Here is a 1,994-nt window from a genome sequence, read left to right on the forward strand (position 1 = left end):
CGGTCTCGTCCACATCTCGGCGATGTCGAAGGAGTTCGTGTCCGACCCACGGGCCGTCGTCGGGCCGGGGGACGTGGTGCGGGTGAAGGTCCTCGACGTCGACGTCCCCCGCAAGCGGATCTCGCTGACGCTGCGGCTCGATGACGAGCCCGGGGCCGGCGGGCCGGCCGGTTCCGGCGACCGCACCGGTGGCGGTCGCTCGGGTGGCCGCGCTGGCGAGGGCTCGGGCGAGCGCCGCGGCGGTGGCCGGTCCGGCGGCGGCCAGGGCAAGCAGGGCGGCGGGCAGGGCAAGCAGAGCGGGCAGGGCAAGCAGAGCGGGCAGGGCAAGCAGAGCGGGCAGGGCAAGCAGGGCGGCAAGGGCGGGAACGACCGCGACCGTCGTCCCGCGCCCGGCGGCGCGATGGCGGACGCCCTCCGCAGGGCGGGCCTCGACCGCTGACTCCGCCGGGCGGCCCGGGGCCTTGGACTACGGCGAGGTGCCCGGGCCGATCGAGCGGCAGGGGCGCTCCCGCAGCGCCTGCACGTAGTCGTCGGGCGCCCCGGCGGCCTCGGCGGCGTCCGAGAGCACCCCGATGTAGCGGGCGGAGGGTAGGCCGCCCTCGTACGCGTCGAGCACGTAGACCCACGCCAGCTGGGGCCCGTCCATCGTCTGGATCCGCAGCCGCAGCTTCTTGTGCATGCCGAGCTCGCCGCCCTCCCAGCGGTCGAGCTGGTCGACGTCGAGGGGACTGACGTCGTAGAGCACCACGAACACCCGCGAGGAGGGGTCCTCGACCACGGTCGAGAGGGCGCCCTCCCACCCGAGATCCTCACCTCCGAACGTGATCCGCCAGCCCTCGAGCCAGCCGGTCCCGGAGACCGGGGAGTGGGGCGCGCGTTGCATCATCTGCGCGGGGTCCATGTTCGACCCGTAGGCGGCGTAGAGCGGCACGGCGGACAGGGTAGTCAGCAGGAGGCACCCTCACCGACGCCGGAAGCCCGCACGTTACGCCGAACGGGCAGGATGGTCCGTGACCGGCAGATCGGGCACCCCGGCACCACCCGCTCGAGCCCACCACCGGGTCCTCACCCCCCGGAGCCGTCAGCGAACGGAGGACGTCCCCATGACCCGCATCGTGATCCTCGGCGGCGGACCGGCCGGGTACGAGGCGGCCCTCGTCGCCGCCCAGCACGAGGCCGACGTCGTCCTGGTCGAGGAGGACAGCGTCGGCGGGAACTGCGTCGCCTACGACTGCGTGCCGTCCAAGACCTTCATCGCCTCCGCGGGCGTCCGTGCGAGCTTCCGGCGCAACGCCGACATGGGCATCGACGTCGACTCCGACAAGGCCTACGTCGACGTCCCGCGGGTCAACGGGCGCGTGAAGGACCTCGCGCTGGCCCAGTCCGCCGACATCAAGGCGAACCTGGAGCGCTCAGGTGTCCGGGTCTGCGACGGGCGCGGGCGCTTCCAGACGAGCGACGTCCACAGCGCGACCCACGACATCGAGATCTCCCACGCCGACGGCCGGACCGAGACGGTCACCGCCGACGTCGCGCTGATCGCCACCGGCGCGTCGCCGCGGGTGCTGCCCGACGCCGTGCCCGACGGCCGCCGTGTCCTGACCTGGCGCCAGCTCTACGACCTCGAGGCGCTGCCGGAGCACCTCGTCGTCGTCGGGTCCGGGGTGACCGGGGCCGAGTTCGTCTCCGCGTACGCCGAGCTGGGCGTGCCCGTCACGCTCATCTCCAGCCGCGACCGGGTGCTCCCGCACGAGGACCCCGACGCCGCGGCGACGCTCGAGGAGGTCTTCACCGAGCGCGGTGTGACCATCGAGCCGCGGTCCCGGGCCGACAAGGTCGTCGCGACGGCGGACGGGGTGCGGGTGACGCTCTCCGACGGTCGGGAGGTCTCCGGCTCGCACGCGCTGATGACGGTCGGCTCCGTACCGAACACGCAGGGCCTCGGGTGCGAGGAGATCGGGCTCGAGCCGCGCGACTCCGGCCACATCACCGTC

The 1,994-nt window shown here is 73.8% G+C and carries 3 protein-coding genes; 2 read left to right on the forward strand and 1 reads right to left on the reverse strand.

Annotation, left to right across the window (positions count from 1 at the left end):
* Window positions 1-439 (forward strand): S1 RNA-binding domain-containing protein (locus VGH76_RS14435; protein WP_331557376.1); only part of this gene is annotated, 439 nt, incomplete at its 5' end.
* A gap of 27 nt (window positions 440-466) precedes the next feature.
* Here the strand turns inward: VGH76_RS14435 and VGH76_RS14440 are convergent.
* The gene (locus VGH76_RS14440) at window positions 467-931 is read right to left on the reverse strand and encodes a gamma-glutamylcyclotransferase (RefSeq protein WP_331557377.1); all 465 of its coding nucleotides are present in this window, start codon (window positions 929-931) and stop codon (window positions 467-469) included.
* A 172-nt stretch (window positions 932-1,103) separates the two neighbouring features.
* Between VGH76_RS14440 and VGH76_RS14445 the strand changes: the two genes are divergently transcribed.
* On the forward strand, window positions 1,104-1,994 hold an 891-nt coding region (locus tag VGH76_RS14445), incomplete at its 3' end, for an FAD-dependent oxidoreductase (RefSeq protein WP_331557378.1).

Source organism: Actinomycetospora sp., from assembly GCF_036497585.1.
Taxonomy (GTDB): Bacteria; Actinomycetota; Actinomycetes; order Mycobacteriales; family Pseudonocardiaceae; genus Actinomycetospora.